Source organism: Geodermatophilus sp. SYSU D01045, from assembly GCF_054050295.1.
Window position 1 is genome coordinate 113,678 of record NZ_JBJGZB010000004.1, and the last position, 26,464, is coordinate 140,141.

A 26,464-nucleotide genomic window follows, 5' to 3' on the forward strand; every position below is an offset into this window, starting at 1 on the left:
GGCTGTTCAGTCTCCTCTTCGCTTCGATCCGGGCCGGGTCAGACGAGCTTCTGGGCGGCGAGGAAGCCCACGAGCTCCTCGGCGCCGTTGCCCTCGTCGGTGACCTTGACGCCCTCGCCCTTCGGCGGGCGGCCGGCGAAGTCGAGGACCTGGCTGGTGGCGGTGGCCAGGCCCACGGCCGAGGCGTCCACGCCCAGGTCGGCCAGTGACCGGCTCTCCACCGGCTTCTTCTTCGCGGCCATGATCCCCTTGAAGGAGGGGTAGCGCGGCTCGTTGATGGTGTCCCAGGTGGACACGATGGCCGGCAGCGGGGCCTCCAGGGCCCAGTAGCCGCCGTCGGTCTGCCGCTCCACCTTCACCGTCGAGCCCTCGACGGTGAGCTTGCGGGCGCCCGAGACCTGCGGGATGCCCAGCCGCTCGGACAGCAGCGCCGGCATGACGCCCATCTGGCCGTCGGTCGACGTGGCGCCCATGAGGACCAGGTCGTACTCGAGCTGCTGCAGCGCCGCGGCGAGGACCGCCGAGGTCTGGATCGCACACGAGCCGTGGATGGCGTCGTCCTGCACGTGGACGGCCTTGTCCGCGCCCATCGACAGGGCCTTGCGGATCGCGTCGGTGGCGCTGCCCGGGCCGACGGTCAGCACGGTGACCTCACCGCCCTGCGCCTCCTTGACCTGCAGCGCCTCCTCGATCGCGTACTCGTCGATCTCGTTGATGACGTTGTCCGCGGTCGCGCGGGCGACGGTGTTGTCCGACGGGTCCAGCGAGCGCTGGGTGCCCGAGTCGGGGACCTGCTTGACCAGAACGACGATGTTCATCGCCAGACCTACCTCCGCAGTCGGTCATGGGGGACGCGGGCCGCGGCCCGCCTGGCTCCGATAGTGGAGGTTACTGCGGGGTAACGGGGCGGCTCACCGGGGTGCCGGTGAGCCCCGTCACGCCGTCCAGCGGCCGGTGGCGGTGAACTCCTCGAGGACCGCCCGGTGGGGCTCGAGGTCCAGTCCGTGCTCGGCCACCCAGACGTCGGAGTGGTAGGTGTGCGCGTAGCGCTCCCCGCCGTCGCAGAGCAGGGTGACCACGCTGCCGGTCCGCCCCTCGGCGACCATCTCCGCGACCAGCCGGAACGCGCCCCACAGGTTGGTGCCGGTCGAGCCGCCGGCCAGCCGGCCGGTCACCCGCTCCAGGTGCCGCACCGCCGCCAGCGACGCGGCGTCGGGGACGCGGATCATCCGGTCGACCACCGAGGGCAGGAACGACGGCTCGACCCGCGGCCGGCCGATCCCCTCGATCCGCGACGGCATCCCGGTGGTCCAGGCCGGCTCGTCCTCCACCCAGCCGGGGAAGAACGCGGAGTTCTCCGGGTCGACGACGGCGAGCCGGGTGGGGTGCCGCCGGTAGCGCAGGTAGCGGCCGAAGGTCGCGCTGGTGCCGCCGGTGCCCGCGCCGACGACGACCCACTCCGGCACCGGGTGGCGCTCCAGCGCCATCTGCTCGAACACCGACTCGGCGATGGTGTTGTTGCCCCGCCAGTCGGTGGCCCGCTCGGCGTTGCTGAACTGGTCGAGGTAGTGCCCGCCGCACTCGGCGGCCAGCCGGCGCGCCTCGTCGTAGACGTCCGGGGCGCGGTCGACGAAGTGGCAGCGCCCGCCGGCGAACTCGATGAGCGCCACCTTCTCCGGGCTGGTCGAGGCGGGCATGACCGCGACGAACGGCAGGCCCAGCATCCGGGCGAAGTAGGCCTCGCTGACCGCCGTCGACCCGCTGGAGGCCTCGACGACGGTGCTGCCCTCGGTGATCCAGCCCGAGCACAGCGCGTGCAGGAACAGCGAGCGGGCCAGCCGGTGCTTGAGGCTGCCGGTCGGGTGGGTCGACTCGTCCTTGAGGTAGAGGTCGACGCCCCACTCCGGCGGCAGCGGGTAGACGAGCAGGTGGGTGTCGGCGCTGCGCACGGCGTCGGCCTCGACGACGGCGATCGCCCGCTCCACCCACGCCCGCCCGGCGGGGTCGGACCGGTCGACGTCGGTGACCTCGGGGGGCGGGCGCTCGCTCACCCGGCCATCCTCGTGCACCTCAGCCGGCCGCCGGGCCCTCCCCCGCGGGCTCGACCAGGGCGGGGCGCTCGGCCGGGGTGACGGTGACCGCCGTCCCCGGCGTGAGGCCCTGGCTCCCGGCGCTGGGGACGTCGGCCTGCACCTCGACGCCGTCGGGCAGCGCGACCGCCAGGCGGGTGGTGGCGCCGGAGAACGTGCGGGTGACCACGCGGCCCACCCCGCGCGGGTCCTCGACGACCTCCAGCGCCTCGGGCCGCACCAACGCGAACGCGGGACCGGACGGCGGGGCGGCGCCGAGCACCTCGCGGCGCACGCCGAGGAACTCGACGTCGCCGTCGCCGAGGACGGCCGGGATGCGGTTCATCGTGCCGACGAAGCCCGCCACGAACGCCGTCGCCGGGCGCTCGTAGAGCTCGTCGGGCGAGGCCACCTGCTCGAGCCGGCCGGCGCGCATGACGCCGACCCGGTCGGCCACCGACAGCGCCTCGGACTGGTCGTGGGTGACGAACACCGTGGTGGTGCCCAGCTCGAGCTGGATGCGGCGGATCTCCTCGCGCAGCTGCACGCGCACCTGGGCGTCCAGCGCCGACAGCGGCTCGTCGAGCAGCAGCACCTGTGGCGCGACGGCGAGCGCGCGGGCCAGCGCCACCCGCTGCTGCTGGCCGCCGGAGAGCTGGTGCGGGTAGCGCTGCCCGCGGTCGGCGAGCCCGACCAGCTCCAGCAGCTCCGCGGCCCGCCCGGCGCGCTCCTCCCTGCCCCGGCGGCGCACCCGCAGCCCGTACGCGACGTTCTCGGCCACGGTCATGTTCGGGAAGAGGCTGTAGGCCTGGAACACCATGCCGACGTCGCGCTTCGACGGCGGGATCCCGGTGACGTCGCGGCGGTCGAACCAGACCCGGCCGGCGTCCGGCACCTCGAAGCCGGCGATCGCGCGCAGCGCCGTCGTCTTGCCGCAGCCCGACGGCCCGAGCAGGGCGAGGAACTCCCCTCCCCCGATCTCCAGGTCGAGCCCGTCGAGCGCGAGCAGCGAGCCGTAGCGGCGGGTCAGCCCCTCCAGGCGGACCGCGACCGGCGCCTGCTCGCGCAGGTCGGCGGGCGCGGCCGCGCGGGCGGCCGTGGGGACGGCGGTCATGCGGGGTCCTCCTCGCGGCGCCGGCGGTCCAGCGCGGAGATGAGCAGCAGCAGCACCCAGGTGAGCAGCAGCGAGAGCACCGAGACCGCCACCGACAGCCGCGTCTGCGAGCCGGAGATGCGCACGATCCAGGTGGGGAAGGTCTCGAAGCCGAGGATGTTGGCGACGGTGAACTCGCCCAGCACCAGCGCCAGGGTGAGGAAGGCGGCGTTGAGCACCGACGTCCGCAGCACGGGCAGGACGACCGAGGTCATCACCCGCGGCCAGGAGGCGCCGAGCACCCGCGCGGCCTCGGTGAGCGTGCGCAGCTGGGCGCCGCGGACGCCGGCGTCGAGCGCCCGGTAGACGAACGGCAGCGCCAGCACGGCGTAGACGAGCACCAGGATCCACGGCAGCGCCGGCTCCTGGAGGGCGAAGAACGCCTCGGCGAGCGGGGTGCCGTAGAAGTGGTCGGGCGCCCAGGCCAGCACGCTGCGCACGCCGACGACCAGCGCGATCGGCGGCAGCAGCAGCGGCACCAGGGTGAGGAACTCGACCAGCGGGCGCAGCCGCGGCAGCCGCAGCTCGACGAGCACCACCGTGGGCACCACGAGCAGCAGCGCGATCGCGACGGTGAGCACCCCGAGCAGCAGCGAGCGGCCGAAGTTCTCGGCGAACCCCTCGGCGCCCGGGATGCCGGTGTAGGCGTCGGCGGTGACCCCGTCGCGGCCCCGGACGGTGAACCACACCGAGGCGCCCAGCGGCACGAGGAAGTACAGGCCGAGGACGGCGAAGACGGCCCACCGCCACCCCCCACGGCTCCGCCGGCGGGCCCGGACCGGGGTCTCCGGCTCGACGCCGCCGGTCACGGCCGCGGTGGACAGGCCGGTCGCGGTGGCGCTCACGCCAGCCACCGCGACGTGCGTCGCTGCACCCAGGTGTAGAAGACCATCACCAGCCCGACGAGGACGACCATCCCCAGGGCCAGCGCCTTGCCCAGGTTCTCCGCGCCGACGACGACGTTGCTCGACAGCGAGTCGGCGATCTGCAGCGTCACCAGCGGCAGGCTCGAGCCGACCAGCGCCTTGGCCGTGGCGTAGGCGGCGAACGCGGAGGCGAACAGCAGCATCGTGGCGCCCAGCACCGGCGGGAGGAGGACCGGACCGCCGACGTGACGCCAGTACTGCCGGCGGCTGGCGCCGAGGACGTCGGAGGCCTCCCGCCACTGCGGTCGCAGCGCCTCGACCGCCGGCACGATGGTCAGCACCATCAGCGGCACCAGGAAGTACAGGTAGACCAGCGCCAGGCCGGTCATCGAGTACAGCGAGAAGCCGTCGAGGCCGAGCGCGTCGGTCAGCAGGGCGGTGACGACGCCGGAGGTGCCGATGGTGGCGATGAACGCGAACGCCAGCGGGACGCCGCCGAAGTTGGCCAGCACGCCCGAGGCGGTGAGCACCAGGCGGCGCAGCACCCGGCCGCGGCGGGTGCCGACGACGGCGAAGGCCAGCGCCAGGCCGAGCACCGCGCCCAGCACCGCGGTGACGGCCGACAGCTGCAGGCTGCCGAGGTAGGCGCGGGCGTAGGCGCCGCCGGTGACCGTGCCGATGTTCGCCGTCGACCAGGTCTCCTCGAAGGTGACCGGGTCGGTGGCGCGGAAGGCCTCCGCGGCGAGCACGCCGACCGGCAGCAGCAGGAAGACCGCGACGTAGAGCAGGAACGGCAGGACGCCCAGCGCGGGCAGCAGCGCACCGCGCCGGCGTCCCCTGCGGGACGCCGGCGCGGCGGGGGCGGGTGCGGTGCTCAGCCGGAGATCTCCTGGTTCCACCGGGTGGCGACCACCTGCTGGGCGGCGCTCTCCTGCTCCTGGGTCGGGAAGTCCGCGGTGCCCTCGACCGGCGGCAGGGCGGCCAGCGCCTCGGCGTCGGCGGTCCCGGCCTCCTGCATCGCCGGCAGCCGGACCGGCCGGGCGCCGCCGGCCAGGTACAGGTTCTGGCCGCGGTCGCTGTACAGGAACTCCTGCCACAGCCGCGCGGCGGCCGGGTGCGGGGCGTAGGCGCTGATCGCCTGGCTGTAGTAGCCGCCGAACAGCCCGTCGGAGGGGACGGCGACCTGCCACTCGACGCCCTGCTCGGCGAGGGTCCCCGTGAGGCCGGCATTGAGGTAGTCCCAGTCGATGGCCAGCGGCGTCTCGCCGCTCTGGATGGTGGCCGGGGTGATCTCGACCGGGTTGAAGTTGCCGACTTCCTTGACCTGGGCGAAGAAGTCGATGCCCGGGCCGATGTCGTCGAGGCTGCCGCCGTTGGCCAGCGACGCCGCCCAGACGCCGGCGAAGGCGGCCGCGGCCTGCGTCGGGTTGCCGTTGAGCGCGACCTGGCCGGCGTACTGCGGGTCGAGCAGGTCCTCGAAGCTGGTCGGGCACTCGGCGATCGCCGTGGCGTTGCAGCCGATGGAGATGTAGCCGCCGTAGTCGTTGTACCAGTACCCCTCGGGGTCCTTCTGGCCCTCGGGGATGTCGTCCCAGGTCTCCACCCGGTAGGGCGCGAGCAGGTCCTGCGCCTGGCCCTGGCGGGCGAAGGCGGTGCCCAGGTCGAGGACGTCGGGCGCCCGGTCCTGGCCGCGCTGGCTCTCGACGGCGTTGAGCTCGTCCTGGCTGGTGCCGTCGGGCGAGGCGCTGTTGACGGTGATCCCGTACTCCTCCTCGAAGGCGGAGATGATCTCGCCGTAGTTCGCCCAGTCCGGCGGCAACGCGATGACGTTGAGCTCGCCCTCGGCCTGCGCCGCCTCGACGAGGGCGTCCATGCCGCCGAGGTCCTCGGCGGAGCGGGCGCTGGCCGCGTCCGAGCCGCCACCTCCCCCTCCGGAGCCGCCGTCGTCGCCGCCGCCGCAGGCGGTCAGCACGAGGGTCGCGGCCGCCAGCACGGTCGCGGTCCTCAGGGTGGGGGTGGAGCGCACGGGTCCTCCTCGGGAGCGGTCGGCCGCCCTCCGGGTCCCGGCGGGACGCCGTCCGGGAGGGCTCGCAGATGGTGACAGAACCGGACGGTCCGGAGGGCCGGTTCCGGTGACGGTCCGGAGAACGTCCGGGGGACGCCGGAGGTCAGCGCCCGGTGAAGGTCGCCTTGCCGGGCCCGTTCTCGAGGAAGGAGCGCATCCCGGTCTTCTGGTCCTCGGTGTCGAACAGCCCGGCGAACAGCCGGCTCTCCAGCGCCAGGCCCTGCTCGATCGGCCCGTCGAGGCCCTCGTCGATCGCCTGCTTCGCCGCGGCCAGCGCGAGCGGGGGACCGGCGGCGAACTTCCGCGCCATGGCGACGGCGGTGTCGTACACCTCGGCGTCCGGGACGACGGCGTCGGCCAGGCCCGTCTCCAGCGCCTCCTCGGCGCCCACGTGCCGGCCGGTGAACACCAGCTCCTTGGCCTTCGCCGGGCCGACCAGGCGGGCCAGCCGCTGGGTGCCGCCGGCACCGGGGATGACGCCGAGCAGGATCTCCGGCTGCCCGACCTTCGCGCCCGCGCCCATGACCCGGAAGTCGGCGCACAGCGCGAGCTCGTAGCCGCCGCCGAGGGCGTAGCCGGTGATCGCGGCGATGACCGGCTTGGGGATGCGGGCGACCGTGGTGAAGCTGTGCGTGAGCTCGCGGCCCCAGGCGACCATCGAGCTGCCGGTCAGCTGCGACATGGCCTTGATGTCGGCGCCGGCGGCGAACACCCGCTCGCCGCCGTAGAGGACGACGGCGCGCACGTCCGCGCGCTCGGTCGCCTCGATCGCCGCGGCCCGCACCTCGGTGTGCAGCTGCTCGTCGATCGCGTTCATCTTGGGCCGGTCGAGGCGGATCGTGCCCACCCCGTCCTCCACCGACAGGGTCACGAACTCGGGCGCTGCCATGCACGGCCTCCAGCGAGGGGACGACGTCGTCGCCTGGACCCTAACCAGAGGCCGCAGGTCACCCCCGGCGACGGGCGGTGTAGCGGCCGTCGGAGCGCTCGAGCGCCAGCGGCAGGCCGAAGGTCTCCGACAGCAGCTCGGCGGTGACCACCTCACCCAGCGGACCCGCGGCGACCACCGCGCCCTGGCGGAGCAGCAGCGCGTGCGTGTAGCCCGGCGGGATCTCCTCGACGTGGTGGGTGACCAGCACCTGCGCCGGGGCGTAGAGGTAGGTGGCGAGGTCCGCCAGCCGGCCCACCAGGTCCTCGCGGCCGCCGAGGTCCAGGCCCGCGCCGGGCTCGTCGAGCAGCAGCAGCTCCGGGTCGGGCATGAGCGCGCGGGCGATCTGGACCCGCTTGCGCTCCCCCTCGCTGAGCGTGCCGAAGGGCCGGTGCGCGATCCGCTGCACGCCCCACTGCTGCATGAGCGTCGCGGCCCGGGTGAGGTCGTGGATGTCGTAGCGTTCCTTGGCGCGGCCGACGATCGCGTACCCGGCGGACAGGACGACGTCACCGGTCCGCTCCCCCGCCTCGATCCGCTGCGCCAGCGCCGCGCTGGTCAGGCCGATCCGCGGGCGCAGCTCGAAGACGTCGACCGCGCCCATCGTCTCGCCGAGCAGCCGCACCTCGCCGCGCGTCGGGTGCATGTGCGCCCCGGCCAACTGCAGCAGCGTCGTCTTCCCGGCGCCGTTGGGGCCGAGCACCACCCAGCGCTGGTCGGGCAGGACGGTCCAGTCGACCCCCCGCAGCAGGTGCGACTGCCCGCGGACGACGTCCACGCCGCTCATCTCGACGACCGGTTCTGCTCCGCCGACGGCGGCACTGCTCGACACGACCCCATCCAACCAACCCGCCCGCCTGCACCCGGGGAGGTGGCGGTCTTGGCACGATCGCCCGGTGAGGACCACCAGCGAGGACGTCGAGGTCTGGCCGGGCTCCCCCGCTCCCCTGGGCGCGCACTGGGACGGCACCGGCACGAACTTCGCGCTGTGGTCGGCCGGCGCCACCGCCGTCGACCTGTGCCTGTTCGACGACGACGGCTTCGAGCACCGGCACCGGCTGCAGGAGACCACCCACCAGGTCTGGCACGGGCGGCTGCCCGGCGTCGGCCCCGGCCAGCGCTACGGCTACCGGGTGCACGGGCCGTGGGACCCCGGCGCCGGGCACCGGTGGAACCCGGCGAAACTGCTGCTGGACCCGTACGCCCGCGCCGTCGACGGCGACCTGGCGCTGCACCCCGCGCTGTTCGCCTACCGCGCCGACGGCCCCGACACCGGACCGGCCGACCCGCGGGACTCCGCGCCGTACGTGCCGCGCGGCGTCGTCGTCCACGACTCCTTCCCCTGGGACGGCGACCGGCGGCCGGCCACCTCGTGGTCGGACACCGTCGTCTACGAGGTGCACGTCAAGGGCGCGACCATGCGCCACCCGGACATCCCGCCGGCGCTGCGCGGCACCTACGCGGGGCTGGCCCACCCGGCGTTCGTCGAGCACCTGGTGTCCCTGGGCGTCACCGCCGTCGAGCTGCTGCCGGTGCACCACTTCGTCAGCGAGCCGCACCTGCTGCGCCGCGGGCTGACCAACTACTGGGGCTACAACACCCTCGGCTACTTCGCGCCGCACGCCGCCTACAGCTCGGCCGGGTCCGGCGGGGCGCAGGTCACCGAGTTCAAGGCGATGGTCAAGGCGCTGCACGCGGCCGGCATCGAGGTGGTCCTCGACGTCGTCTACAACCACACCGCCGAGGGTGACCACACCGGGCCGTCACTGTCGCTCAAGGGCATCGACAACCCCGGCTACTACCGGCTCGACGGCGAGAACCGGGCCCGCTACACCGACTACACCGGCTGCGGGAACACCCTCGACGTCCGCCGGCCGCAGGTGCTCGCGATGCTCATGGACTCGCTGCGGTACTGGGTCACCGAGATGCACGTCGACGGCTTCCGGTTCGACCTCGCCGCGGCGCTGGCCCGCTCCTTCCACGACGTCGACCGGCTCTCGGCCTTCTTCGACGTCGTGCACCAGGACCCGGTGATCAGCCAGGTGAAGCTCATCGCCGAGCCGTGGGACGTCGGCGAGGGCGGCTACCAGGTGGGCAACTTCCCGCCGCTGTGGACCGAGTGGAACGGCCGCTACCGCGACACCGTGCGGGACGTGTGGGCCGGCTCGCACGTCGGCGTCCGCGACCTGGCCTACCGGCTGACCGGCTCCTCGGACCTCTACCGCTCCGACGGCCGCCGCCCGTTCGCCAGCGTCAACTTCGTCACCGCCCACGACGGGTTCACCCTCGCCGACCTGGTCACCTACGAGCACAAGCGCAACGAGGCCAACGGCGAGGACAACCGGGACGGCGAGAGCCACAACCGCAACTGGAACTGCGGCGTCGAGGGGCCCACCGACGACCCGGAGGTGCAGGCCCTGCGCGGCCGCCAGGTGCGCAACCTGCTGACGACGCTGCTGCTGTCGACCGGCGTGCCGATGCTCACCGCCGGCGACGAGCTCGGCCGCACCCAGGGCGGCAACAACAACGCCTACTGCCAGGACGGCGAGGTGTCCTGGATCGACTGGGACGCCGTCGACGGGGACCTGCTCGCCTTCGTCCGCCGGCTGGTGCGGCTGCGCCGCGACGCGCCGGTGCTGCGCCAGGAGGCGTTCTTCGAGGGCCACGAGATCCCGGGCACCGGCGGCACCCGCGACCTGGCCTGGTTCGCGCCCGACGGCGGGCAGCTGACCACCGCGGACTGGTTCGACACCGGCCTGCAGACGGTCGGCATGTACCTCGACGGCCGCGGCATCCGGCACCGCGACGAGCGCGGCCGCCCGGTCGTCGACGACTCCTACCTCGTGCAGCTGCACGCCGGGCCGGAGCCGGTGACGGTGCAGCTGCCCGGCGCGCCCTGGTCCGACGGCTACGAGTTCGTGCTGAGCACCGAGTACCCGACGGGGGCGCCGCCGCGGCCGAGCGTCGTCGCGCCGGGGCCGATCGAGGTGCCGCCGCGGACCGTCTGGCTGCTGCGCGTCCTGCGCCGCCCCTGAAGGGTGGAGGAAGCGATGCGCACGTCCCGGCCTTCCGGGCGTGCGCATCGCTTCCCGTGCCCCGCCCCCGGGAACGGCGAGAGCCCCGGTCCCTGGGGGGCCGGGGCTCTCGCCGTGTCGTTCAGTCCTGGGGCTGCTCGTAGGTGATGACCGTCCAGCCGAGCAGGAGGCGGTCGCCGTCGGAGAGCGGGTGGGCGACGCCGGGCTCGAGCTGCGTCCACTCGGTGGCCTCGGGCCCCGCGACGTGGGTGCCGTTGAGCGAGCCGAGGTCGGTGAGCGTGACCTCGCGGCCGGAGCGCTGGATGGCCGCGTGCGCCGAGGAGAGCACGTTCTGCGTGTCGGCGATCGGCACCGGCCGGGCGTTGCCGGCGGTCACCAGCTCGTGGCTGTCGGGGCGGCGGCCGAGGACGAGGTCCTCGTCGACGGTGACGACCAGGCCGTCGTCGAAGCGCAGCACCGGCGCGGCGGCGGCGTCGGGCTTCCAGAACGCCGTCTCCTCGCCGCCGTCGTCGACGCGGGTGGACCCCTGGCCCGACGGCGAGGACCCCACGGAGGCGCCGTAGGACGGCGCGGCGGCGAAGCCGGCGTCCGAGCCGGCGCTGAACGACGACGCCGGGGTGTGGGTGGCCGGCGGGACCGCAGCCGGGGCGGAGGAGGCCGCCGCGAGCTGCAGCAGCGCACCGGCCCCGGGGACCGCCCCCTCGACGAGGTCGTACGCGACACCCGGCGGCATCTGCGGCGTGGCCTGGCCCGGGCCGACGTAGAGGGTGGCGCCGAGCGGGAACCCGGCGGCCAGGCTGCACCCGTCGGCCGGCTGGCCGGAGACGGGGACGCCGTCGACGGCCGGCTGGCCCTTGCCGGACCACAGCGCGACGCCGGTGCCCGTGCCGCCGCTGGTGTCGACGAGGACGAGCGCGAAGGAGGCCGAGCCGCCCCCCAGCGCGGGCACCTGGGCGGCGACCGCCGCGAGGACGCGGTCGGCGCCGGGGCCGGACACGCCCAGGCAGGCGTGCAGCGCGGCGACCAGGGCCGGCGAGCCGGGAGCGTCGACCCAGAGCAGTCCCCCGCCGCGACGGGCCACGAGGGCGTCTCCGGGCAGGACTTCACAGCGGTCGGGCATGCGCGCCAGCCTAGTGACCGCGCGCCGCTGTGCGTGGTCCGGCCGCACCGCCACGCCGCCGGTGGGGACGCTGCGACCGGCGTGACTGGTGAGCCTGCGGCTACGCCGAGCGGACCAGCCCGAGCTCCGCGGGATCGGCCAGGTGCTCGGAGTGCGGCAGCACGCGCACCGTGTACCCGAACGCGCCGGTGCGCTCCAGCGGCAGGGTGGCGGTGAACCAGTGCCGGGAGCCCTCGGTGTGCTCGTGCCGCATCGGCACCGTCGTCACCTCGTGCAGGCCGTCGGCGTCGTCGACCCGCCCGTAGGCGGCCTGCACCTCGACGTCGGCCGGGGCGAGGTGCGGCAGCTCCACCTCCGCGCGCAGCGCCAGGGTCGAGCCGATCTCCGGGGTGTCGCCGGCGCCGGTGGCCTCGACGTGCGCCACCCGCACGCCCGACCAGTTCTCCAGCAGGTGCGCCCGCCACTGCGCCTCGGCCCGCGCCGGCCCGTACCCGCCGTCGGCCATCGTCCGCGAGGAGCCCGCCGCCGGCACGTACAGCCGCTCGACGTAGTCGCGCACCATCCGGGTGGCGAGCACCTTCGGGCCGGTCTCGCGCAGCGTGTGCCGCACCATCTCGACCCAGCGGGTGGGGATGCCGTCGCGGTCGGTCTCGTAGAACCGCGGCAGCACCTGGGTGGACAGCAGGTCGTAGATGGCCCGCGCCTCGACGTCGTCGCGCCGCTCGGGGTCGGTGACGCCGTCGGCGGTGGGGATCGCCCAGCCGTTCTGGCCGTCGAACCACTCGTCCCACCAGCCGTCGCGGATGGAGAGGTTGAGCCCGCCGTTGAGCGCGGCCTTCATCCCCGAGGTGCCGCAGGCCTCCAGCGGCCGCAGCGGGTTGTTCAGCCAGACGTCGCAGCCCCAGTACAGGTAGCGGGCCATCCCGATGTCGTAGCCGGGCAGGAACGCGATGCGGTGCCGGATCGCCGGGTCGTCGGCGAACTTCACCATCTGCTGGATCAGCTGCTTGCCGCCGTCGTCGGCCGGGTGGCTCTTGCCGGCGATGACCAGCTGGACCGGCCGCTCCTCGTCCAGCAGCAGGGCCCGCAGCCGGTCCGGGTCGCGCAGCATGAGCGTCAGCCGCTTGTAGGACGGCACCCGGCGGGCGAAGCCGATGGTGAGGACGTCGGGGTCGAAGGCGGTGTCGGTCCAGCGCACCTCGGCCTCGGCCGCGCCGCGCGAGCGCGCCGTCTCCCGCAGCCGGCGGCGCACCTCCTCGACCAGCCGGCCGCGCAGCATCCGGCGGGTGTTCCACAGCTCCAGCGCCGGGATCCGGTCGACGCCGTCGAAGGACGCCGGCCCGGTGCCCTCGAACGGGTCGCCGTCGCTGGAGGCCTGGGTGCCCAGCTCCACCAGCTCCCGCGCGGTCCAGGTCGGCGCGTGCACGCCGTTGGTGATCGAGGTGATCGGGACGTCGGCCTCGTCGAAGCCCGGCCACAGCGGGTTGAACATCGACCGGCTGACGTGCCCGTGCAGCTCGCTGACGCCGTTGGCCCGCTGCCCCAGCCGCAGGCCCATGTGCGCCATGTTGAACTTCGTCGGGTCGTCCTCGGCGCCGAGCGGGATGAGGTGCTCGAGCGGGACGCCGAACCCGGCGAAGTACCGCTCGATCAGCGCGCGCGGGAACCGGTCGATGCCGGCGGGCACCGGCGTGTGCGTGGTGAACACCGTGCCGGCGCGGACGGCCTGCAGCGCCTCGGCGAAGGTCAGCCCGTGCGACTCGGTGAGCTCGCGGATCCGCTCGACCCCCTGGAAGCCGGCGTGGCCCTCGTTGGCGTGGAACACCTCCGGCTGCGGGGTGCCGGTGAGCTGGCACCAGGCGCGCAGCGCCCGGACCCCGCCGATGCCGAGCAGCATCTCCTGGCGCAGCCGGTGGTCCTCGTCGCCGCCGTAGAGCCGGTCGGTCACCCCGCGCTCGGCCGGGGCGTTCTCCTCGATGTCGCTGTCGAGCAGCAGCAGCGACACCCGGCCCACCTGCGCCCGCCACACGTGCGCGTGCAGGGTGCGGCCCTCGGGCAGCGGCACGGTGATGACGACGGCGGACCCGTCGGGCTGGCGCAGCAGCTTGACCGGCAGGCCGTGCGGGTCCAGCGACGGGTAGTGCTCCAGCTGCCAGCCGTCGGCCGACAGCCCCTGCTCGAAGTAGCCGGCCCGGTAGAGCAGGCCGACGCCGATCAGCGGCACCCCGAGGTCGGAGGCGGCCTTGAGGTGGTCGCCGGCGAGGATGCCCAGGCCGCCGGAGTACTGGGGCAGCACCTCGGTGATGCCGAACTCGGCGGAGAAGTAGGCGATGCTGCGCGGCGCCTCCGGCCCCAGCGACTGGTACCAGTGCTCGGAGGACAGGTAGTCGTCGAGGTCGTCGACGACGTCCTGGAGGCGGCGGAGGAACCGGCGGTCGGTCGACAGCGTGGCCAGCCGCTCGGCCGACACCTCGCCCAGGACCTTCACCGGGTCGTTGTTGCAGGTCCGCCACAGTTCGGGGTCCAGCGCCTCGAACAGGTCGCGGGTCTCGGGGTGCCAGGACCAGCGCAGGTTCATGACCAGCTGGGACAGGGGCATCAGGGCCTCGGGGAGGGCCGCCCGGACGGTGAACCGACGCAGAGCTCGCACGCGGGGAGCCTAGCCAGCGGGGCGCGTCCGGACAGGTCGGGTGCACCACCCGGTCGGGGGCGGTGCACCCGGCCGGGGGCGTCTCGGCGGCCGAGGTGTGACCGGTCCCGGACCTGGATAGCGTGGCCGGGATGACTCGCCGCGCTGACCTCCGCCTCGGCATCACCGATGTCGCCCCCGTCGTGTCCTGCGGGTCGTTCTCGGCCCGCGCCGTGGTCGGCGAGCACCTGCCGGTCACCGCCACCGTCTTCCGGGAGGGCCACGACGCCGTCGCGGCCGACGTCGTCTGGACCGCTCCGGACGGCACCCGGGGTCCCCTCAACCGCATGCGCCGCTTCGGCGCGGAGCCCGACCGGTGGATCACCACCGTGGTGCCCGACCGGGAGGGGCGCTGGACGTTCCGGGTCGAGGCGTGGAGCGACCCGCTGGCCACCTGGCACCACGCCGTCGAGGTGAAGATCGAGGCCGGCCAGGGCCCCGGGGAGCTGGCCAACGACCTCGAGGAGGGCGCCCGGCTGCTCGAGCGGGTGGCCGAGGACGCCGACGACGAGTGGCGCGGCCGCCTCGGCGACGCCGTCGCGGCGCTGCGCGACACCTCCCGCACGCTGCCCGACCGGGTCGCGCCGGCGCTGGCCGCCGCGGTGCAGCGCTACCTCGACGAGCACCCGGTCCGCGAGCTGGTCACCCCGACGCCGGAGTACGAGGTGTGGGTCGACCGGCCGCGCGCGCTCTACGGCTCCTGGTACGAGTTCTTCCCCCGCTCCGAGGGCCCCGTCGTCGGCGGCGTCCCCGCGCACGGGACGTTCCAGACGGCGGGCGACCGGCTGCCGGCGGTCGCCGAGATGGGCTTCGACGTGGTCTACCTGCCGCCGATCCACCCGATCGGCAAGGTCAACCGCAAGGGCCCGAACACGCCGCAGTTCCCCGGCGGCAACCCGCACGAGGTCGGGCCCGACGACGTCGGCTCGCCGTGGGCCATCGGCAGCGAGGAGGGCGGCCACGACGCCGTCCACCCGCAGCTGGGCACGATGGAGGACTTCCGCGCCTTCGTCACCCGCACCCGCGGCCTGGGCATGGAGGTGGCGCTGGACCTCGCGCTGCAGGCGGCGCCGGACCACCCGTGGGTCAAGGAGCACCCGGAGTGGTTCACCACCAAGCCCGACGGGACCATCGCCTACGCGGAGAACCCGCCGAAGAAGTACCAGGACATCTACCCGGTCAACTTCGACAACGACCCCGAGGGCATCTACGCCGAGGTGCTGCGGGTGGTGCGGGTCTGGATGGACGCCGGCGTGCGGATCTTCCGGGTCGACAACCCGCACACCAAGCCGCTGGACTTCTGGCACTGGCTGATCTGGAAGGTCAAGGAGACCGACCCGGACGTGCTCTTCCTCGCCGAGGCCTTCACCCGGCCGGCGATGATGCACCAGCTGGCGCGGCTCGGGTTCACCCAGTCCTACACGTACTTCACGTGGCGGACCGCGCGCGGCGAGATCGAGGACTACGGCCGCGAGCTCGCCACCAGCGCGCACTACATGCGGCCGAACTTCTTCGTGAACACCCCGGACATCCTGCACGCGAGCCTGCAGTACGGCGGGCCGCCGATGTTCAAGATCCGCGCGGTGCTCGCGTCCATGATGAGCCCGACCTGGGGCGTCTACTCCGGGTACGAGCTCTACGAGCACGTGGCGGTGCGGCCGGGCAGCGAGGAGTACCTCGACAGCGAGAAGTACCGGCTGCGCCCGCGCGACTGGGCCGGTGCCGAGGCGGCCGGCCGGAGCCTGGCGCCCTACCTGCGCACGCTCAACGAGATCCGCCGCCGGCACCCGGCGCTGCAGCAGCTGCGGACGCTGCGGTTCCACCCGGTCGACAACCCGAACCTCATCTGCTTCTCCAAGACCGACCCGGGCTCGCAGGACGCCGTCCTGGTGGTCTGCGCCCTCGACAGCCAGAACCGGCAGATCGGGACGACGGCGCTGGACATGCCGACCCTCGGGCTGGACTGGCACGAGCGGTTCGGCGTCACCGACGAGATCACCGGCGCCCGCTACGACTGGGGCCAGTTCAACTACGTCGAGCTGGACCCCTACTGGGAGCCGGCGCACGTGTTCTCGGTCCACCTGCCCCGGCCGGTGACCTGGCCGCCGCCGGTCAGCTGATCCCCCACCCACGACGACCAGCGAGGCTCCCCGCACCGATGACGCTCCCCGTGCCCGACTCCCCCGACGCGGGCTCCGCGCTGCCACCGCGGGGCTCCGACCCGCTCTGGTACAAGCGCGCCGTCTTCTACGAGGTGCTCGTCCGCGGCTTCGCCGACAGCAACGCCGACGGCGTGGGCGACCTCCGCGGCATGCTCGACAAGCTCGACTACCTGCAGTGGCTCGGCGTCGACTGCCTCTGGCTGCCGCCGTTCTTCGCCTCGCCGCTGCGCGACGGCGGGTACGACGTCAGCGACTACACCGCGGTGCTGCCGGAGTTCGGCGACATCGAGGACTTCCGCGCCCTGCTGCACGCCGCCCACGCCCGCGGCATCCGCGTGATCATCGACTTCGTCATGAACCACACCTCGGACCAGCACCCCTGGTTCCAGGCCAGCCGCAGCGACCCCGAGGGCCCCTACGGCGACTTCTACGTGTGGGCCGACGACGACACCGGCTACGCGGACGCGCGGATCATCTTCGTCGACACCGAGTCGTCCAACTGGACGTTCGACCCGGTGCGCAAGCAGTACTTCTGGCACCGCTTCTTCTCGCACCAGCCGGACCTCAACTTCGAGAACCCGAAGGTGCAGGAGGCGATCATCGACGCCCTGCGCTTCTGGCTGGACCTGGGCATCGACGGCTTCCGGCTGGACGCGGTCCCCTACCTGTTCGAGGAAGAGGGGACCAACGGCGAGAACCTCCCCCGCACCCACGAGTTCCTCAAGCACGTCCGCAAGGTCGTCGACGCCGACTACCCCGACCGCGTACTGCTGTGCGAGGCCAACCAGTGGCCGGCCGACGTCGTCGAGTACTTCGGCGAGGACGGCGACGAGTGCCAGATGGCCTTCCACTTCCCGGTGATGCCGCGCCTGTTCATGGCCGCCCGCCGGGAGCAGCGGTTCCCGATCTCGGAGATCATGGCCCAGACGCCGCCGATCCCCGACAACTGCCAGTGGGGCATCTTCCTGCGCAACCACGACGAGTTGACCCTCGAGATGGTCACCGACGAGGAGCGCGACTACATGTGGGCGGAGTACGCCAAGGACCCCCGCATGAAGGCCAACATCGGCATCCGCCGCCGGCTGGCGCCGCTGCTGGAGAACGACACCAACACCCTCGAGCTGTTCAACGCGCTGCTGCTCTCGCTGCCCGGCTCGCCGGTCCTCTACTACGGCGACGAGATCGGCATGGGCGACAACATCTGGCTCGGTGACCGCGACGGCGTCCGCACGCCGATGCAGTGGACGCCCGACCGCAACGGCGGCTTCTCCACCGCCGACCCGCAGCGGATGTACCTGCCGCTGAACCAGGACCCGGTCTACGGCTACCAGACCACCAACGTCGAGGCGCAGCTGCGCAACACCAACTCGATGCTGCAGTGGATCCGCCGGATGATCGCCGTCCGCAAGGAGCACCCCACCTTCGGCCTGGGCAGCTACGAGGAGGTCGGGTCGCGCAACCCCACGGTGCTGTCGTTCGTCCGCGAGTTCGGCGACGACGTGGTGCTGTGCGTCAACAACCTGTCCCGCTTCCCGCAGCCGGTGGAGCTGGACCTGCGCCGGTTCGAGGGGTACACCCCCATCGAGCTCACCGGCCGGGTCGAGTTCCCGCAGATCGGCGTGCTGCCCTACATGCTCACCCTGGCCGGGCACGGCTTCTACTGGTTCGAGCTGGCCAAGCCGGTGGAGCCGGTCGAGGAGCCGGCCGCGGAGCCGGAGACCGCCACCAGTCCGGTCGCCGACTCGCTGCTGGCCGCCGGCCTGGTCAGCGAGGCCGAGGAGATCCCCGGCGACAGCGACACGAGGACCGGCGACGACGTCCCGCCCAGCACCGGAGGACCCCGATGAGCAAGGCCCTGGCCGACGTCCTGCGCGAGTGGATGCCGCACCAGCGCTGGTTCGGCGGCAAGGGCCGGGAGTGGGCCGACGTCGCCGAGGAGGGCTTCTTCCTCTCGCGGTCCGAGCCGGTCCTGTCGGTGCACCGCGTGCGGGTGACCTACGCCGACGGCGCCGTCGAGACCTACCTGGTGCCGCTGTCGTGGCGGGCGCACCCGGAGGAGGACCTGTCCGCGGCGCTCGTGGGCGCCGTCCCGGCCAAGGGCGCGGACGGGACCGACCGCGAGAACTACGCCTACGACGCGCTGCGCGACCGCGACGCCACCCCACCGTGGCTCACGCACCTGGTGGCCGCCTCGACGGTGGGGCCGATGCACTTCCACCCCGCCGGCCTCGCGCCGATCCCCGAGGGCGTGCCCGGCGACGTCGTCTCGACCGAGCAGAGCAACACCTCGCTGGTCTACGGCCAGGACGCCATCTTCAAGCTGTTCCGCCGGCTCGAGCCCGGGCTCAACCCCGACGTCGAGATCGGCCAGGCGCTGCGCAGGACGGAGAACCCGCACATCGCACCGCTGCTCGGCTACATCGAGATCGACGACCCCGACGGCGGCGAGCCGGCCACGGCGGCGATGCTGCAGACGTTCGTCCGCGGCGCCAGCGACGGGTGGCGGCTGGCCACCGCCAGCGTCCGCGACCTCTACGCCGAGGGCGACCTGCACGCCGACGAGGTGGGCGGCGACTTCGCCGCCGACAGCGAGCGGCTGGGCGCGGCGACCGCCTCGGTGCACGCCGACCTCGCCCGGGTCCTGGCCACCGAGCCGGCCGACCGCGAGTGGTTCGCCGCGACCGCGCGGGCGATGACCGACCGGCTGGAGGCGGCGCTGGCCGTCGTCCCGCAGCTGGAGGAGCACCTCGAGAGCCTGCGCGCGGTGTACGCCGCGGTGGCCGACAGCCCGGAGGAGGTGGTGCGCCAGCGGGTGCACGGCGACTTCCACCTCGGCCAGGTGCTGCGGACGGCGACCGGCTGGGTGGTGCTCGACTTCGAGGGCGAGCCGGCCCGGCCGCTGGCCGAGCGGCGGCAGCTCGACAGCCCGCTGCGCGACGTCGCGGGGATGCTGCGCAGCTTCGACTACGCCGCCCGGCACATGCTCGTGGAGCAGCCCGACGACCCCCAGCGCGCGTACCGGGCGCAGGAGTGGGCCGAGCGCAACCGCGGTGCCTTCTGTGCGGGCTACTCGGCGGCGAGCGGGATCGACCCCTGTGGGGACTCCCCCCTCCTGCGGGCCTTCGAGGCGGACAAGGCGGTCTACGAGTGCGTCTACGAGGCGCGCAACCGGCCGAACTGGCTGATGATCCCGCTGCACTCGCTGTCCCGGCTCACCGCCGCGAACACCTGACCCCCCACCAGACGACGACGCAGCAGACGACGCAGCAGACGACGAAGAGGACGGCAACGCGACGATGACGACGAGCGACCCGACACCCGCGAGCGGGGCGGCCGCCGAGACCGCTGACTCGCCGGCCACCAAGGAGCAGCTGCAGCAGGCGGTCGAGGCGATGACCGCGCAGGCCGAGGCCGCCGAGAGCGAGCCGGTCGTGAACCCCACCCCGGCGCGCAAGCGGGCCCCGGCCAAGAAGGCCGCCGCGAAGAAGGCCCCGGCCAAGAAGGCCGCGGCGGAGAAGGCCCCCGCCGCGGACGCGACCACCGCCGCGGCGGCCGGCGGCGACGGCGCCGCGGAGCCCGCGGCGGCGAAGAAGACCACGAAGCGGGCCGCCAGGAAGGCCGCACCGGCCACCGCCGACGGCGAGGCGCCGGTCAAGGCCACCCGCAAGCGCGCACCGCGCAAGACGGCCGCGGAGAGCGCCGCCCAGCCCGCCGCCGAGGTGGTCGCCGAGCAGGGCGGCACCGCGACGCCGGTGGTCGCGCCCGCGCCGATCGCCGAGCCCGGCTCTCCCTCGGGGGCGCCCGCCGGGCAGCCGGAGCCGCCCTCGCCGGACCCGGCCGAGCCCTCGACGCCGCAGGCGCCCGAGCAGGAGCCGGCCGCTGAACCGTCGACCGACGTCGCCGGGACCGCCGTCGCGCAGGCCCCCGAGCCGACGCCGCCGGGCGCCGAGGAGGGCGGTCTGACCAGCGGCGCCGGCGGCGGGGGCGAGCACGACGCCCCCGAGGAGGTCACCGAGGAGGACCTGCGGGCGATCGTCGACGGCTGGTCCCGCGACCCGCACCGGGTGCTCGGCGCGCACGCCACCGCCACGGGCTGGGTGGTGCGCACGCTGCGGCCCGACGCGTCCGCGGTGGTCGTCGTCGACCAGGACGACTCCCGCTACGAGGCCCGGCGGATCCACGGCGGCGGCATCTACGAGGCCACGCTGCCGCAGCAGCCCGGCGACTACCGGGTCGAGGTGACCTACGGCGGGGACACCTTCACCGTCGACGACCCCTACCGCTGGATGCCCACGCTCGGCGACCTGGACATGTACCTGATCGGCGAGGGCCGGCACGAGCGGCTGTGGGAGGCGCTCGGCGCGCACGTGCGGCGCTACGAGACCCCGCGCGGCACCGTCGAGGGCGTCTCCTTCGCCGTCTGGGCGCCCAACGCGCAGGGCGTGAAGGTCACCGGCGACTTCGACTACTGGGAGGCCCGCGCCTACCCGATGCGCCAGCTCGGCTCGATCGGCGTCTGGGAGATCTACATCCCGGGCGTGCAGGCCGGCACCCGGTACCGCTTCCACGTCCTGGGCGCCGACGGCGTCTGGCGGGAGAAGTCCGACCCGATGGCCTTCGCCACCGAGGTGCCGCCGGCCAACGCCTCCGTCGTCGTCGAGTCCACCCACGAGTGGAACGACGACGCCTGGCTGGCCGAGCGCGAGCGCGGCAACTGGCACGAGCGGCCGATGAGCGTCTACGAGGTGCACCTGGGCTCGTGGCGGCAGGGCCTGTCCTACCGCCAGCTGGCCGAGGAGCTCGTCGACTACGCCGTCGCCGCCGGGTTCACCCACCTGGAGTTCCTGCCGGTCGCCGAGCACCCCTTCGGCGGCTCGTGGGGCTACCAGGTCACCAGTTACTACGCCCCGACGTCGCGGTTCGGCAGCCCCGACGACTTCCGGTACCTCGTCGACCGGGCGCACCAGGCCGGCCTGGGCGTCATCGTCGACTGGGTGCCGGCGCACTTCCCCAAGGACGCCTGGGCGCTGGGCCGGTTCGACGGCACCGCGCTGTACGAGCACGACGACCCGCGCCGCGGCGAGCAGCCGGACTGGGGCACGTTCGTGTTCAACTTCGGCCGCACCGAGGTGCGCAACTTCCTGGTCGCCAACGCGCTGTTCTGGGCCCGGGAGTTCCACGTCGACGGGCTGCGGGTCGACGCCGTCGCCTCGATGCTCTACCTCGACTACTCGCGCGAGGACGGCGAGTGGATCCCCAACGTCCACGGCGGGCGGGAGAACCTCGAGGCGGTGTCGTTCCTCCAGGAGGTCAACGCCACCGTCTACCGCGAGGTGCCGGGCGTGGTGACCATCGCCGAGGAGTCGACCGCCTGGCCCGGCGTCACCCGGCCCACCTACCTCGGCGGCCTGGGCTTCGGCTTCAAGTGGAACATGGGCTGGATGCACGACTCGCTGGCCTACGTCCAGCGCCAGCCGGTGCACCGCAGCTACCACCACAACCAGCTGACGTTCTCGATGATGTACGCCTACTCCGAGAACTACGTGCTGCCGATCAGCCACGACGAGGTCGTCTACGGCAAGGGTTCGCTGCTGCGGAAGATGCCGGGCGACCGGTGGCAGCAGCTGGCCGGCGTGCGCGGCTACCTCGCCTACATGTGGGCCCACCCCGGCAAGCAGCTGCTGTTCATGGGCTCGGAGTTCGCCCAGGACGGCGAATGGGCCGAGAGCCGCTCGCTGGACTGGTGGCACCTCGACGACCCCGCGCACCGCGGCGTCCTGCAGCTGGTCACCGACCTCAACGCCCGGTACCGGGAGACCGAGGCGCTGTGGTCGCTCGACGTCGACCCGGCCGGGTTCCAGTGGATCGACGCCAACGACGCGTCGGGCAACGTCATCACCTTCCTGCGCTACGGCCGGCCGAAGGTCGCCGACGTCCCGACGCCGACCGAGGCCGCCGAGAGCGGCACCGAGGCCGCCGTCGTCGAGGGCGGCGGGCAGACGCCGGGCCAGGTGCTCGCCGTCGTCTGCAACTTCTCCGGCACCCCGCACCACGGTTACCGGATCGGCCTGCCGCGCGGCGGCCGCTGGCGCGAGGTGCTCAACACCGACGCCGAGGGCTACGGCGGCTCCGGGGTCGGCAACTACGGCGGGGTCGACGCGGTCGAGGAGCCCTGGCACGGCCAGCCGTTCTCGGCCACCGTCTCTGCCCCGCCGCTGGGCACCCTCTGGCTGCTCCACGAGGGCTGATCCCGAGGGCTGATCCCCCGGCCCTGACCTGCGACGGCCGGGTCGCTCCCACGGTGGAGCGGCCCGGCCGTCGTCGCGCGCGGACCCGTTCCCAGCCGCTGCCCGCCCGTGCATCATGGCCCGGCTCCGCGCCCCGGTGGCGCGGGCCGGCCCCGGCTCCCTCGGGCGCCCGCACCCCGGCAGAGAAGGAACCCCAGCTCCATGAGGCATGGTCTGCGCCGCGCGATCGTCGCGGCAGCGGCGGGCAGCGTGCTGCTCACCGGTTGCTCGAGCACCGTCGTCGGCGTCGCCTCCCGCGGCGCGAGCGTCCCGGTCGACGTGTCCGACGGCGAGTTCCCCATCACCGGGTCCGCGGACACCGAGGCCGACCGGCTGGCGCGCAACGCCCTGGCCGACCTCGACACCTTCTGGAGCGAGGCCTACCCCGAGTTCTTCGGCGAGGAGTACCAGCCGATCACCGGCGGCTACTTCTCGGTCGACTCGACGGACATCGACGAGTCCGCCTACCCGAGCACCGGCATCGGCTGCGAACGGGCGCCCGAGGACCCCGACGGCGTGGCGAACAACGCCCACTACGACCCCAACTGCGACGTCGTCGCCTACGACCGCGCGCTGCTCGACCAGCTCAGCGCCGAGTTCGGGCCCTACCTCGGCCCCGCCGTCATGGCGCACGAGATCGGCCACGCCATGCAGGGCCGGTTCGGCTTCGCCGACTCGACGATCGTCGTCGAGACGCAGGCCGACTGCCTGGCCGGCGCCTTCACCCGGTGGGTGATCGACGGCAACGCCGAGCACATCGCGCTGCGCGTCTCCGAGCTCGACCAGGTCGTGCTCGGGTTCATCGGCCTGCGCGACCCGGTCGGGTCCTCCCCCGACGACGACCGGGCGCACGGCTCGGGCTTCGACCGGCTGTCGGGCTTCTACGCCGGCTACGACGGCGGCGTGGGCACCTGCCGCGACGACTTCACCGAGCAGCGGCTGTTCGTCGCCACGGAGTTCACCACCCAGGACGACCTCGACAACGAGGGCAACGCCCCGTACGAGGACATCTCCGGGCTGACCGAGCAGACGCTGCCGCTGTTCTACGACCAGGTCTTCCCCGGCCTCGGCGAGGACTTCACCGCGCCGACCGTCCAGGTCTTCGACGGCACCGCGCCCGACTGCGGCGACATGGGCGCCGAGGACCGCGACCTCGGGTTCTGCGAGGCCGACGGCACCGTGTACGTCGACGAGACCGACCTGCTCGGCCCGGCGTACGAGGGCATCGGCGACTTCGCGGTCGCCACCGCCGTCTCCCTCGCCTACGCCCAGGCCGCGCGCGCCGAGCTCGGCCTGTCCATCGACGACGCCACCGCCGTCAGCTCGGCGGTCTGCCTGACTGGCTGGTACGCCGGGCGGTTCTGGACCGGCGACTTCCAGGACGTCGGCGCCCTGTCCCCCGGCGACGTCGACGAGGCGGCGATCTTCCTGCTCACCTACGGCCAGCAGGAGAGCGTCTTCCCGAACACCGACCTGTCCGGCTTCGAGATGGTCGACGCCTTCCGCGACGGCTTCCTCAACGGCGGCGCCGGCTGCGAGATCGGTCTCTGACGACGCACCACCCGTGACGGCGCCCGCCTCCCCCCGGGGGGCGGGCGCCGTCCGCGTTCACGCAGGCCGACGGCGGGTAGAGGCTCCCCCGATGGACCTCCGCACGCGCTCCCGGGGCGCACTCGCCGTCGTCGTGGCGCTCGGCGTCCTCCTGACGTCGGGGTGCTCGTACGTCGTCATCGGGCAGGCCCGCTCGCAGGGCCAGCCGTCGCAGTCGGTCGGCGACGACACCCTGCGCGTCGTCGGCGCCACCGACGGGCCGATCGACACCCTCGCCCGCAACGCCCTGGCCGACCTGCAGACGTTCTGGTCGGACACCTTCCCGGCCGTCTTCGGGGAGCAGTTCGTGCCGCTGGCCGGCGGCTACTTCAGCGTCGACCCGGACGACGTCGACCCGGCCGCCTACCCCCAGGGCATCGGCTGCGGCGAGGACCCGCGGAACCTGGAGAACAACGCCTTCTACTGCGCCGCGCCGGGCGTCCCCAACTCCGACTCGATCAGCTACGACCGCGCCTTCCTCGGCGAGCTGGCCGCGCAGTACGGCGAGGTGCTGCCGCAGCTGGTCATGGCGCACGAGTTCGGTCACGCCGTCCAGGCCCGGGTCGGGGATCCGCAGCAGCTGTCCATCGCCATCGAGACCCAGGCCGACTGCCTCGCGGGCGCGTGGACCGCGTGGGTGGCCGACGGCAACGCCGAGTACTCCTCCGTGGACACCGACGACCTCGACCAGCTGCTGCGCGGCTACTTCCTGCTGCGCGACCCGGTGGGCAGGGGGACGGGTGCACAACAGGCGCACGGCTCCTACTTCGACCGGGTGTCCGCGTTCCAGGAGGGGTTCGACGACGGCGCCGAGGCGTGCCGGGACAACTACGGCCCCGACCGCGTCTTCACCCAGGGCGAGTTCACCTCCGACGAGGACTTCGCCTCCGGCGGCAACGAGGACTTCGCGACCACCTTGCGGATCATCGAGCAGTCCCTGCCGGAGTTCTGGGGCCGCGCGTTCACCGAGGTGCTGGACGCCGACTTCAGCGAGCCGCAGCTGGAGACCACCTCGAGCCCGCCGGACTGCGCCCCGGAGGACGTCGCGCTCGTCTACTGCCCCGACGGCGGCAGCTCCGGGCTGGTCGCCTACGACGGGGACTTCGCCCAGCAGGTCTACGAGCTCGGCGACTTCGCCGTCGTCACCGGGGTGGCCATCCCCTATGCCCTGGCGGCGCGCGACCAGCTGGACCTGTCCACCGAGGACACCGCGGCCCTGCAGTCGGCGGTGTGCCTGACCGGCTGGTACTCCGCGCAGGTCTACAACAACCAGCTCGAGTCGGTGCGGATCTCACCGGGCGACATCGACGAGAGCGTGCAGTTCCTGCTCGAGTACGGCAACGACCCCGACGTGCTGGCCGACGTCGAGCTGACCGGCTTCCAGCTCGTCGACGTGTTCCGCGCCGGGTTCCTGCAGGGCGCCGCCGCCTGCGACGTCGGGGCCTAGACGAAGGACCCCGTCCCCCTCACCGCTCGCGAGCTCGCGGCGAGCCTCTGGACGGGGCCTCCTGAGAGGAAGACGACCTCAGTAGAGCGCGGCCATCAGCTGGCGGCGGGCGGCGATCACCCGCGGGTCCTCGGCGCCCACGACGTCGAACAGCTCGACCAGGTGCTTCCGCGCCGCGTCGCGGTCATCGCCGGCGGTGCGGCGGACGACGTCGACCAGCCGGGTGAAGGCGCCCTCGACGTCACCGGTGCCGAGCAGGAAGTCGGCAGCCCGGGTCTGGGCGGCGACGTCGTCGGGGGCGGCGTCGGCCGCGGCGAGCGCGTCGGGGCCGGCGGCGTCGGCGCGGCGGAACAGCTGCACCTGACGCAGCGCGAGGCCGGCGACCGGGTGGTCGGGCTCGGCGTCGACGATGGCCCGGTAGGCGGCCTCGGCGGCCTCGAGGTCCCCGCGCTCGAGGGCGGCCTCGGCGGCGTCCAGGCGCGGGTCGTCGAGGCCCTCGTCCTCGGCGCCCTCCGCGCCGGGCACCGCGCCGCCGGTGGTGGCGCGCACCAGCTCGGTGACGAACTGGCGGGCCTGCTCCTCGGGGATGGCGCCGGTGAACTCGGCGACCAGCTGCCCCTGCCAGACGGCCTTGACCGCCGGGATGCCCTGCACCCGCAGGCCCTGGGCCAGCGCCGGGTTGGCGTCGACGTCGACCTTCGCCAGCACCCACGAGCCGCCGCCCTCGGCGGCCAGCCGCTCGAGGACCGGGGACAGCTGCTTGCACGGCCCGCACCACTCGGCCCACAGGTCGAGGACGACCGGCACCTGGAAGGAGCGGTCGAGGACCTCGGTCTGGAAGGTGGCCTCGGTGACGTCCACGACGGCCGAGCCGGGGGCACCCGCCGGCGCGGCGGCGCTCGGCGGCGGGGCGGCCTGGGCCCGAGCGGCGGCCTCGGAGCGCGCCTTGACGGCGGCGAGGTCGACCGCACCGGCCAGGGAGGCGGCCAGCTGCGCCTGCTGGGCCTGCGCGCGCGGGTCGGGACGTCCGGGACGGGTGGGCTGCATGCCCCC

The 26,464-nt window shown here is 73.7% G+C and carries 18 protein-coding genes; 7 read left to right on the forward strand and 11 right to left on the reverse strand.

The features are described from left to right. Positions 1-38 precede the first annotated feature (38 nt). The 8 genes from ACI798_RS04925 to ACI798_RS04960 all read right to left on the reverse strand — a co-directional run bounded on the left by ACI798_RS04925 (position 39) and on the right by ACI798_RS04960 (position 7,913). Positions 39-818, reverse strand: coding sequence for an electron transfer flavoprotein subunit beta/FixA family protein (locus ACI798_RS04925; RefSeq protein ID WP_456940228.1), 780 nt, complete (start codon positions 816-818; stop codon positions 39-41). 117 nt (positions 819-935) lie between these two features. After that, positions 936-2,051 carry an L-cysteine desulfhydrase Cds1 gene (cds1, locus tag ACI798_RS04930; protein ID WP_456940229.1) on the reverse strand — a complete coding sequence of 372 codons (1,116 nt, stop codon included), beginning with the start codon at positions 2,049-2,051 and terminating at the stop codon, positions 936-938. A gap of 19 nt (positions 2,052-2,070) precedes the next feature. Next, a complete protein-coding gene (locus tag ACI798_RS04935) occupies positions 2,071-3,183 on the reverse strand; it encodes an ABC transporter ATP-binding protein (protein WP_457047378.1) in 1,113 nt (370 codons plus the stop codon). Then, a complete protein-coding gene (locus ACI798_RS04940) occupies positions 3,180-4,067 on the reverse strand; it encodes an ABC transporter permease subunit (RefSeq protein WP_456940231.1) in 888 nt (295 codons plus the stop codon). The genes ACI798_RS04935 and ACI798_RS04940 overlap by 4 nt, the downstream gene beginning before the upstream one ends. After that, positions 4,064-4,987, reverse strand: a complete 924-nt coding sequence (locus tag ACI798_RS04945) for an ABC transporter permease (protein ID WP_457047379.1) — start codon at positions 4,985-4,987, stop codon at positions 4,064-4,066. The genes ACI798_RS04940 and ACI798_RS04945 overlap by 4 nt, the downstream gene beginning before the upstream one ends. Next, positions 4,963-6,114 (reverse strand): ABC transporter substrate-binding protein, encoded by a 1,152-nt coding sequence (locus ACI798_RS04950; RefSeq protein ID WP_456940233.1) that lies wholly within the window; start codon positions 6,112-6,114, stop codon positions 4,963-4,965. The genes ACI798_RS04945 and ACI798_RS04950 overlap by 25 nt, the downstream gene beginning before the upstream one ends. A 142-nt stretch (positions 6,115-6,256) precedes the next feature. Beyond that, positions 6,257-7,042 carry an enoyl-CoA hydratase/isomerase family protein gene (locus ACI798_RS04955; RefSeq protein WP_456940234.1) on the reverse strand — a complete coding sequence of 262 codons (786 nt, stop codon included), beginning with the start codon at positions 7,040-7,042 and terminating at the stop codon, positions 6,257-6,259. A 58-nt stretch (positions 7,043-7,100) separates the two neighbouring features. Then, the gene (locus tag ACI798_RS04960) at positions 7,101-7,913 is read right to left on the reverse strand and encodes an ABC transporter ATP-binding protein (protein ID WP_456940235.1); all 813 of its coding nucleotides are present in this window, start codon (positions 7,911-7,913) and stop codon (positions 7,101-7,103) included. 64 nt (positions 7,914-7,977) lie between these two features. Between ACI798_RS04960 and glgX the strand changes: the two genes are divergently transcribed. Further along, a complete protein-coding gene (gene glgX, locus ACI798_RS04965) occupies positions 7,978-10,116 on the forward strand; it encodes a glycogen debranching protein GlgX (protein WP_457047380.1) in 2,139 nt (712 codons plus the stop codon). A 121-nt stretch (positions 10,117-10,237) separates the two neighbouring features. Here glgX and ACI798_RS04970 read toward each other — a convergent pair whose 3' ends face one another. Together ACI798_RS04970 and glgP are read right to left on the reverse strand one after the other, a co-directional pair. After that, positions 10,238-11,236, reverse strand: a complete 999-nt coding sequence (locus tag ACI798_RS04970) for an FHA domain-containing protein (protein WP_456940237.1) — start codon at positions 11,234-11,236, stop codon at positions 10,238-10,240. A gap of 100 nt (positions 11,237-11,336) precedes the next feature. Beyond that, complete coding sequence (glgP, locus tag ACI798_RS04975) at positions 11,337-13,886, reverse strand: alpha-glucan family phosphorylase (RefSeq protein WP_456940238.1); 2,550 nt, start codon at positions 13,884-13,886, stop codon at positions 11,337-11,339. A gap of 131 nt (positions 13,887-14,017) precedes the next feature. On the opposite strand from glgP, the gene ACI798_RS04980 reads away from it, so the two are divergent. From ACI798_RS04980 to ACI798_RS05005, 6 genes are all read left to right on the forward strand, one after another. Further along, positions 14,018-16,045, forward strand: coding sequence for an alpha-1,4-glucan--maltose-1-phosphate maltosyltransferase (locus ACI798_RS04980; protein WP_456940239.1), 2,028 nt, complete (start codon positions 14,018-14,020; stop codon positions 16,043-16,045). 38 nt (positions 16,046-16,083) lie between these two features. Continuing rightward, positions 16,084-17,934 carry a maltose alpha-D-glucosyltransferase gene (treS, locus tag ACI798_RS04985; RefSeq protein ID WP_456940240.1) on the forward strand — a complete coding sequence of 617 codons (1,851 nt, stop codon included), beginning with the start codon at positions 16,084-16,086 and terminating at the stop codon, positions 17,932-17,934. Further along, positions 17,931-19,319, forward strand: coding sequence for a maltokinase N-terminal cap-like domain-containing protein (locus ACI798_RS04990; RefSeq protein WP_456940241.1), 1,389 nt, complete (start codon positions 17,931-17,933; stop codon positions 19,317-19,319). The genes treS and ACI798_RS04990 overlap by 4 nt, the downstream gene beginning before the upstream one ends. Before the next feature lie 64 nt (positions 19,320-19,383). Beyond that, on the forward strand, positions 19,384-22,335 hold the full coding sequence (gene glgB, locus ACI798_RS04995; RefSeq protein ID WP_456940242.1) for a 1,4-alpha-glucan branching protein GlgB: 2,952 nt from the start codon (positions 19,384-19,386) through the stop codon (positions 22,333-22,335). 201 nt (positions 22,336-22,536) lie between these two features. After that, positions 22,537-23,925, forward strand: coding sequence for a neutral zinc metallopeptidase (locus ACI798_RS05000; RefSeq protein WP_457047381.1), 1,389 nt, complete (start codon positions 22,537-22,539; stop codon positions 23,923-23,925). Between the two features lie 91 nt (positions 23,926-24,016). After that, positions 24,017-25,411 carry a neutral zinc metallopeptidase gene (locus ACI798_RS05005; protein ID WP_456940244.1) on the forward strand — a complete coding sequence of 465 codons (1,395 nt, stop codon included), beginning with the start codon at positions 24,017-24,019 and terminating at the stop codon, positions 25,409-25,411. A gap of 78 nt (positions 25,412-25,489) precedes the next feature. Here ACI798_RS05005 and ACI798_RS05010 read toward each other — a convergent pair whose 3' ends face one another. Beyond that, on the reverse strand, positions 25,490-26,458 hold the full coding sequence (locus ACI798_RS05010) for a tetratricopeptide repeat protein (RefSeq protein WP_456940245.1): 969 nt from the start codon (positions 26,456-26,458) through the stop codon (positions 25,490-25,492). Positions 26,459-26,464: the final 6 nt, after the last annotated feature.

What these genes read in the sequence shown, in the direction of transcription:
- ACI798_RS04935 (WP_457047378.1), bottom strand. Translation starts at nt 3,183, where the DNA reads ATGACCGCCGTCCCCACGGCCGCCCGCGCGGCCGCGCCCGCCGACCTG.
- ACI798_RS05005 (WP_456940244.1), top strand. Translation starts at nt 24,017, where the DNA reads ATGGACCTCCGCACGCGCTCCCGGGGCGCACTCGCCGTCGTCGTGGCG.
- ACI798_RS05000 (WP_457047381.1), top strand. Translation starts at nt 22,537, where the DNA reads ATGAGGCATGGTCTGCGCCGCGCGATCGTCGCGGCAGCGGCGGGCAGC.
- ACI798_RS04970 (WP_456940237.1), bottom strand. Translation starts at nt 11,236, where the DNA reads ATGCCCGACCGCTGTGAAGTCCTGCCCGGAGACGCCCTCGTGGCCCGT.
- glgB (WP_456940242.1), top strand. Translation starts at nt 19,384, where the DNA reads ATGACGACGAGCGACCCGACACCCGCGAGCGGGGCGGCCGCCGAGACC.
- ACI798_RS05010 (WP_456940245.1), bottom strand. Translation starts at nt 26,458, where the DNA reads ATGCAGCCCACCCGTCCCGGACGTCCCGACCCGCGCGCGCAGGCCCAG.
- treS (WP_456940240.1), top strand. Translation starts at nt 16,084, where the DNA reads ATGACGCTCCCCGTGCCCGACTCCCCCGACGCGGGCTCCGCGCTGCCA.
- ACI798_RS04955 (WP_456940234.1), bottom strand. Translation starts at nt 7,042, where the DNA reads ATGGCAGCGCCCGAGTTCGTGACCCTGTCGGTGGAGGACGGGGTGGGC.
- ACI798_RS04990 (WP_456940241.1), top strand. Translation starts at nt 17,931, where the DNA reads ATGAGCAAGGCCCTGGCCGACGTCCTGCGCGAGTGGATGCCGCACCAG.
- ACI798_RS04980 (WP_456940239.1), top strand. Translation starts at nt 14,018, where the DNA reads ATGACTCGCCGCGCTGACCTCCGCCTCGGCATCACCGATGTCGCCCCC.
- ACI798_RS04925 (WP_456940228.1), bottom strand. Translation starts at nt 818, where the DNA reads ATGAACATCGTCGTTCTGGTCAAGCAGGTCCCCGACTCGGGCACCCAG.